Source organism: Acidimicrobiales bacterium, assembly GCA_036378675.1.
Taxonomy (GTDB): Bacteria; Actinomycetota; Acidimicrobiia; order Acidimicrobiales; family Palsa-688; genus DASUWA01.
The window spans coordinates 1-7,928 of record DASUWA010000052.1 but is presented as its reverse complement, the minus strand read 5'-3'; the positions used below and the strand labels follow the sequence as shown (position 1 = coordinate 7,928).

The following is a 7,928-nucleotide window of genomic DNA, read 5'->3' as shown; positions in this document are numbered from 1 at the left end:
CACTACGAGGTTTCCGGGAGGGCGAAGACGATCAGCGCGCTTCCGTGGCCGGCGCCGAGCATGCCGGGTAGGAACCCCTCGGCCCACGCGCCCCACCCGACGGGTACGGCGATGTACTGCCTGCCGTCGACCATGTAGGTCGTCGGGTTGCTGTGGTGGCCGCTTCCGCACTGGAACTGCCACAGCTGTTCCCCCGTGCGGGCGTCGAGCGCGTTGAACTCCCCGGAGGGTTCACCGGCGAACACCAGATCGCCGCCCGTGGCCAGCACCGACGCGCACATCGGAAGCTCGTTGCGCCACCGCCATTTCTCCTCACCGTTGGCATCGAACGCGCTGATGGACCCCGTCATGTTCTCGAGGTCCACCTGAACGCCCGCGCCCCAGTAGGGGATGCTCTCCTTGAACTCCCGGCGCCGCCGCGTGGCCGTTGCCCCGACGTCCTGGACCGGGACGTAGAAGAGCCCGGTCTTCGGGCTGTAGGCCGCATGGGTCCATTCCTTGGCGCCAGCCGGCCCTGGGTAGAAGTGGACCGGTTCTCCCTCCTTGTCGGGGTACACCTTGGCCGTCACCCGACCATCCCTCGTGATCGCCCCCCAGGTGATCCGGTCAACGAAGGGGGTGATCTGAACCAACGAGCCGTTCGTGCGATCTACGACGAAGAAGTAGCCGTTCTTGTCGAAGTGCCCGAGCAGTTTGCGCCCGTCCGACTCGAACAGGATGCACTCCCCGATGCTGTCGTAGTCCCACACGTCGTGCGGGGTGCACTGGTAGTGCCAGCGAATCTGGCCGGCGTCGACGTCCACCGCGATGATGCTGTCGGTGTAGAGGTTGTCCCCCTCGCGGACGCCTCCGTCGAAGTCGGGCGCCGGGTTGCCGGTGCCCACGTACAGCAGATTGGTCTCCGGGTCGAACGTGCCGGTGATCCAGCAGTTCGCGCCACCCCGTGCCCAGGCCTCGCCTTCGGCGGGCCAGGTCTCGGAGCCGGGCTCGCCGGGCTTCGGCACCGTGTAGCAGCGCCACTGGTGCTCGCCGGTGTCGAGGTCGAAGGCGTCGAGGTGGCCGCGCACCCCGAACTCTCCGCCGGAGCTCCCGACGATGACCATGTTCTTCACAATCAGCGGGGCGACCGTGGCGCTTTCCCCGGCCCGCACATCTCCGTAGGTCTTGTCCCAGACGCGCTTGCCGGTGGTGGCGTCGAGCGCAAGCACGTGGGCGTTCGCAGTGACGAAGAAGACCTTCCCCTTGGCCACGGCGACCCCACGGTTCACGTTCCCGCAGCACAGCGATACGTCGTAGGGGATCGCGTGCTTGTATCGCCAGATCTCCACACCCGTTTTCGCGTTGAGGGCCCAGACCCAGCCGTCCCAGCCGGCGAGGAACATGACCCCGTCGACGACGACCGGGGCGGCCTCGAACGAATAGGTCGACGCGCCCGCGATTATGCCGGTCGTGCCGGCCTGGAAGACCCAAGCCGGGCCGATCCGCTTGACGTTCTCCGTATTGATCTGATCCAGCGGGCTGTACCGCTGCCCGTTATAGGCGCCGTAGTAGGTGAGCCAGTTCTGTGGCTCCGAGCCGGCGTTGAGAATGCGCTCGTAGGTGACGTTGGAGACCACCGGCGGCGCGACATCCCCGCCCGGGGTCTTGTAGTTCAGCGTTCCCTGGTCGACGGCCTCGCCCGCGTCCACATATTCAACGGTCATTGCCTGCTCCTATCTACGGCCGTGGCTGGTTGGGGCGGTCGAGGCGAGCCTCCGGCGGAACGTCCCCCAGCACGACGATGGCCCCGGTCAGTCCCCGGCCTTCGTCGTTGCCGGTGGGCGAGCTGAACCAGTAATAGCCCGGGCCGTCAAGGTTGAGGGTCGCCCGTCCTCGCGAATGGTTCACCAACCAGATGAATTTCCTGTCGCCATTGCTCGGTAAGAGCGCGCAGTGCGTGTTCAGGTCATCGTTGATGAGCTCGAGCTCGATATCACCCCCATGGGGCATGACCAGAATCGAGGGATCCCAGCTCAGCTCATCGGGCCGGATCCGGATTGTCGCCTCCATCCGACCATCGGCCCTCTCCGTGGCCTGCCCAATGCTTCCGGTCCCCAGCACCCGACCTAGCGCGGCTTTGTTCTGCGCGTCCAACCCGATCTTGCTCAGCAGGTCGGCTCGCTCCTGCGCGGTGGTCATCGGGCTTCACCTCCTCATCCAGTATCGCTGTATCAACTTCCGCATCGGTCGCGATAGCCGCGGCTGGTTGAATACCTTCCACTTGGCGCGAGAAAACGCCCGGTTGACAAAAGCTAATGCCCGGTTGACCAGGTTCCCGATTTGCTACAGCATCCCCCGATTAGCCGCAGCGAAGCAGGCGGTGGCCAACTCCGATGTGTCGACCTGGAAAATAGCTCACGTGCCCGCAGCCTCGCCGGGGCATCACCAGCTACCAGCTACAACTGCTAGCTCATTCTTCGAGTTGACCTCGAAGCTTTCGACCGGAATCGGCCCGGGTGGGCACCTTCGGGACGTAGTCCCACTTTAATTCGTTTGTCTCATTTTGATCACGTACACCTGGTTGTGATTGCGGCGGCATATATTGGCATGAGACAACATCGCATCGTACCAATTGCGTGGTCCGATGCCTGATCACAAATCTGTAATCAGTCAGGACTCTACGCCGGATGAATCACGCCGACAAGGGTGAGCGCTATTCGGGCTAGCTTATGCCTTTCATGGGCCACCAGCTACCGTTCGTACCCGATACGCCACCGTTACGAGGAACAAGGTTGCACTACACCTGGTCGCGCTGTAGCCGGCAACAGAACTGATCAGTCGGTCCTGAGCGACACCGGCTGACCGGTCACGACGCCTCTGGCGATATCTGAGCACCCGACGAACGATCAGGCGAGGTCGTAGCGGTCGAGGTTCATGACCTTGTCCCATGCGGCCACGAAGTCGTGCACGAACTGCTCCCGCGCGTTGTCGCCCGCGTAGGCCTCCGCGACGGCCCGCAGCTCGGAGTTCGAGCCGAAGACGAGGTCCACGCGACTGCCGCGCCACCTGACTTCGCCGGTGGCGCGGTCGCGGCCCTCGAAGGTCTCCGGAGTTGTGCCGGCTCCGGACGTCGCCTGCCACTGCGTGCCCATGTCGAGCAGGTTCACGAAGAAGTCGTTGGTCAGCGATCCGGGCGCCGAGGTGAAGACGCCCAGCGGGGACCGCTGGTGGTTCGCGCCTAGCACACGCAGGCCACCCACGAGGACAGTCATCTCGGGCGTGCTCAGGTTCAGCAGGTTCGCCTGGTCGACCAGCAGGTACTCCGACGGCAGTCGGTTGCCCTTCCCTCGGTAGTTCCGGAACCCGTCCGCGGCCGGTTCGAGCGCGGCGAAGGACTCCGCATCGGTCTGCTCCTGCGACGCGTCCATGCGCCCGGGGGTGAAGGGCACTTGGACGTCGTGGCCGGCGTTCGCGGCGGCCTGCTCGACGGCGGCGGCCCCGCCGAGCACGATGAGGTCGGCCAGCGAGATCTTCCTCTCCCGGGTCTGGGAGCTGTTGAAGGACTGCTGGATTCCCTCCAGAGTGCGCAGCACCTGCGCCAACAGGTCGGGGTCGTTGACCGCCCAGGCCCGCTGCGGTTCGAGGCGGATCCGTGCCCCGTTCGCCCCGCCGCGCCTGTCGCTGATGCGGAACGTCGAGGCCGACGCCCATGCGGTGGAGACGAGTTGGGAGACCGACAGCCCGGAAGCGAGGATCTGGCTCTTGAGCGCGGTGATGTCCTCCGCGCCGACGAGCTCGTGGTCCACGGCGGGGATGGGGTCCTGCCAGATCAGCCTCTCCTTCGGAACCAGTGGCCCGAGGTAGCGCTGGATCGGGCCCAGGTCGAGGTGCGTCAGCTTGAACCAGGCCCGGGCGAACGCGTCGGCGAGCTGGTCCGGGTTCTCCAGGAAGCGCCGCGAGATCGGCTCGTAGACCGGGTCGAACCGCAGCGCGAGGTCCGTCGTCAGAATCGTCGGGGCGTGTGTCTTCGACGGGTCGTGGGCGTCCGGCACGGTGCCGGCCCCGCCGCCGTCTCTCGGAATCCACTGCCACAGACCGGCGGGGCTCAGCTCCAGGTCCCACTCGTAGCCGAACAAGGTCTCGAAGAAGCTGTTGTCCCACCTCGTCGGGGTGGATGTCCACGTACCCTCGAGCCCGCTGGAGATGGCGTCCGTGCCCTTTCCGGTGCCGTAGCTGCTCGTCCAGCCCAGGCCCTGCTCCTCGAGGGGGGCACCCTCGGGCTCGGGGCCGAGGTACTTGTCCGGGTCGGCCACGCCGTGGGTCTTGCCGAACGTATGCCCGCCCGCGATCAGCGCGACGGTCTCCTCGTCGTTCATCGCCATGCGCCGGAACGTCTCGCGGATGTCACGGGCCGCGGTGAGTGGGTCCGGAACGGTATTCGGACCCTCTGGGTTGACGTAGATCAGGCCCATCTGGGCGGCGGCCAGAGGAGTTTCCAGTTCCCGGACGCCGATGTGGCGCTCGTCGCCGAGCCAGGTGCGCTCGGGACCCCAGTAGACGTCCTCGTCGGGTTCCCAGACGTCTGCCCGGCCGCCGGCGAAGCCGAAGGTCCTGAAGCCCATCGTCTCCAGGGCGCGGTTGCCAGCGAAGATCATCAGGTCGGCCCAGGAGATCCCCCGGCCATACTTCTTCTTCACCGGCCAGAGCAGCCGGCGCGCCTTGTCGAGGTTGCGGTTATCCGGCCAGCTGTTCAGCGGCGCGAAGCGCTGCATGCCGGCGCCCGCGCCGCCTCGGCCGTCGTCGATGCGGTACGTCCCGGCGCAGTGCCACACCATCCGGATCACGAGCGGCCCGTAGTGGCCGAAGTCGGCCGGCCACCACTCTTGGGAGGTCGTCAGCACCTCGTCGACGTCCCTCGCCAGGGCGTCGAGGTCGAGGGTCCGGAACTCCGCGGCGTAGTCGAAGTCCTCGCCCATGGGGTCGGCCACGGCGGGGTGCTTCCGGAGGATCTTCAGGTTGAGCTGGTTCGGCCACCAGTCGCGGTTGCTCGCACCGCCGGTCGGGTGATCGCGGCGACCGGCCGAGACTGGGTGGCCGAGGCCGCCCGCGCTCCTATCGTTCACCTCGCCGGTAACGGCGTCCGGGCTGTCAGACACGGGAATCCTTCGGGAACAGAAGTTGTGCATAGGAACTCAGATGTCCAGCGCCCGGCGCACGGCCGGCGCGTTCCGCCGGGAAACCGGCACCATCGTGTTCGTCCGGTCATCCATGATCAGGAACAGCTCGCCCTTGAGCCCGCGCTCGATCTCCCGGATGCGGTTTAGGTTGACCACATACCGGCGGTGCACCCGCAGGAAGCTGGCATCCGCCAGCTCACTATCGAGCTTGTCCAGGCCCTGAGCGGCGGCTCGCAACCGCCCCTGATCGGTGGATAGCCACACGTCGTTTCCTTCCGATTCAGCGAAGGAAACCTCCGGCAGGCGCAGCAGCACCATCCGGTTGTCGCGCATCGCGATCAGTCGGCGCGGTTGCACCCGAGTGTGCGCAGACCCCTCCGCCTGGGGCAACTGCGCCCCGTCGGAGGCACCGAACGAGACCAGGTTCCCGATCAGGTGTCCGGACAGGAACACGGGTCGGATGCTGATCGATGTCGGCTCGTCGGCGAGGTGGGTGAAGATCTGCGTCGAGCCCACCCAGTCAGGATTGCGGGCTGCCTGCTTACTGGCATACCGGGCGGCTCCGATCAATTCCGGCAGCCCAGGGTTCCATCGCACCGTGGGGTCGATCGCCGGCGTGGAGGCGGGGACGCCCAGGAGCACGCTTGCCGTGTCGTCGGCGATCACCACCTTGCCGGCGGTGTCCAGCGCGGCGAGCGCCGCACTGGAGCGTGCCCTGGCTTGGGTGTATGCGGCGACTAACTCGGCGCCGCTGTTGCGGGCGCGCCTTTTCAGCGTGCGCTGGGTCTTGGCGACAGCGTTCGCCAGCCAGCTTCCCGCGGACGCGGGAAGCTGGCTGCGCCAGCAGGAGATGTTCAGGACCGCGATCGGCTCCCTGGTCACCACGTCACGCACCGCGACGCCCGCGCAGACCCAGTTGTGGAACGCCTGGCACCAATGCTCCGCGCCCCTGATCAGTACCGGGCCGTGCGCCTCGAGCGCCGTGCCCATGCCGTTCGTGCCGGCCGCGCACTCGGACCAGCAGAACCAGGGCGCCAGAGTGGAGGCGGTGGCTCTGGCAAGCGTGGCCTGGTCGCCCCACTCGGCCAGGATCCGGCCAGTGGCATCGGTGACGGTGACGACGCCACCGAGGTTGCCCACTTCATGCACCACGGAGGCGGCACGAAAACCCAGCTCAGCGAATACGACATCGTGTTCGGGCGTATGGTCGATCTCCCCGACAGCTAGCGGAGCCTCTGTAAGGTGTGGGTCGACTCGGTATTGCTCTCGGCAGCGATGCCAGGAGATCGCCACCTCGGGCCGGACACCCGGGACTTGATCCTCACCCTGCACGAACCGTTCCCACGCCGCGAACACGGTGCCCCTGCCCGGGCTCGCCGGCATAGGCTCAAGCCGATGTACATCCTTCATGGTGGAGAACCACCTTTGGTCCATCCCCAACGCCCGACGGCATGCGCCTGGTCCGCGCCGGTCGCCGCTCGTCGCGGCCGGGTCAACAGCGGACTGGGCACTGCGTTGTGCGTCTTCTTGCTTCGTCACTCCTTCTAGGCTGTGTCACAGGCCGGCACTCCCTACCCTAGGTACCCTTGTCGGTCTGCGTCACGTCTCTGTCCGGGCTACGTGTGGGAAATCGCTTCCTGGCCAGCCTCGGACAGCGCGCCCACGGGCAAGGTGCGCGGCTCACAGCAGGCCAGTCCACCCGGCCTCCGCACCGAAAAGCGGTCTCGGCTGGCTGAGCGCGGTGCCCATGCCGTCAGTGCCGACCGGCCTGCTCGCTGAGACAGTCCCGGCGAGGCGCTGATACCACGTCTGGCGGAAATGGTCGATCAGCTCGGCATCGCTTCGCGACCACGCGCTACTCCCTTGTATCGCGGTGCGGCCCCTTATTTGCGTTTTTGCATTACTCGAATACGAGTAATCAACCATTCACCATACCGCCGACGGTGACTACGGCCACCCGGAAAGTGGCGATCACGTTCTTGACCGTGACATCCGGTGCGACGGCTGTGCGCGGGCCTGGGCAGATAGCTGCGGTTGCTTACCAATGCGGCGATCGGCACCAGCAACTACTACTCTGTCTTGCCCTTGGGATGGCGGGCATGAGCACTGATAGTCCCGAGTTGCTGGCCGCGAAGCGGCTGCTGGACGCCGCTAAAGCTGCCCGGTTCGCCTTCTGTCGGATCGCACCGGGCGAGGACGGGCCACTGGTTGGTCGGCGGCACATCACCGGTTACCAGGACGAAATCAACCTCGGCGGCTTCGCGGACTCGTGCAGCGCACTCCGGCGGCGCCGCTGGTCGCTGGCGGTGCCCGGCGGTTTGCCCATCACCGAGCGCATCAACGGCGACGCCCTGATCGTGCTGCAGACGGTCGTGAGCGATTGGCCCGCCTAGACGCCGGCTGTCGCGGCGTCCGTACGGTTGCCGTTTAACAGTGGTCTCGGAGGGTTTGGCCGTTGGGGGGTGGGGGAACAACTTGGGGTTCCTAGCGGGGTACCGGTTAGAGCGTCACCCCTTGCCGGGGGTGTTGCGGCTGATCCGGTGGGGTGTGAGGGGTTTCGTTGGTATCCCAGACTCGTATCTGTTTCACGTAGTGAACACCTCGACTGGCGTCGGGGGCCTCTGCGACGGCGGCAACCACGTGGCCATCAGGTGCCGCTGTGCCGGGTTCGTTGATCGTTTGGCTGATGTCGTCGGCCGTGCCGATGATCTCGGGCATAGTGTCGGCGGGTAGCCGGATGCTCAATCAAGCCATGACCGGCGCTTGTGTGGA

General features: G+C 66.2%; 6 protein-coding genes. 1 reads left to right on the top strand and 5 read right to left on the bottom strand.

Annotated features, from left to right (window positions below):
* Positions 1-2: 2 nt before the first annotated feature.
* The 4 genes from VFZ97_16310 to VFZ97_16295 form a co-directional block, all read right to left on the bottom strand.
* Positions 3-1,703, bottom strand: coding sequence for a PQQ-dependent dehydrogenase, methanol/ethanol family (locus tag VFZ97_16310; GenBank protein HEX6394997.1), 1,701 nt, complete (start codon positions 1,701-1,703; stop codon positions 3-5).
* A gap of 13 nt (positions 1,704-1,716) precedes the next feature.
* A complete protein-coding gene (locus VFZ97_16305) occupies positions 1,717-2,178 on the bottom strand; it encodes an MSMEG_3727 family PQQ-associated protein (protein HEX6394996.1) in 462 nt (153 codons plus the stop codon).
* A 707-nt stretch (positions 2,179-2,885) separates the two neighbouring features.
* A complete protein-coding gene (gene katG, locus VFZ97_16300; GenBank protein HEX6394995.1) occupies positions 2,886-5,135 on the bottom strand; it encodes a catalase/peroxidase HPI in 2,250 nt (749 codons plus the stop codon).
* A 36-nt stretch (positions 5,136-5,171) separates the two neighbouring features.
* A complete protein-coding gene (locus tag VFZ97_16295) occupies positions 5,172-6,539 on the bottom strand; it encodes a LytTR family transcriptional regulator DNA-binding domain-containing protein (GenBank protein ID HEX6394994.1) in 1,368 nt (455 codons plus the stop codon).
* Between the two features lie 716 nt (positions 6,540-7,255).
* On the opposite strand from VFZ97_16295, the gene VFZ97_16290 reads away from it, so the two are divergent.
* On the top strand, positions 7,256-7,549 hold the full coding sequence (locus VFZ97_16290) for a hypothetical protein (GenBank protein HEX6394993.1): 294 nt from the start codon (positions 7,256-7,258) through the stop codon (positions 7,547-7,549).
* Positions 7,550-7,655: 106 nt separating this feature from the next.
* Here VFZ97_16290 and VFZ97_16285 read toward each other — a convergent pair whose 3' ends face one another.
* A complete protein-coding gene (locus tag VFZ97_16285) occupies positions 7,656-7,874 on the bottom strand; it encodes a hypothetical protein (protein ID HEX6394992.1) in 219 nt (72 codons plus the stop codon).
* Positions 7,875-7,928: the final 54 nt, after the last annotated feature.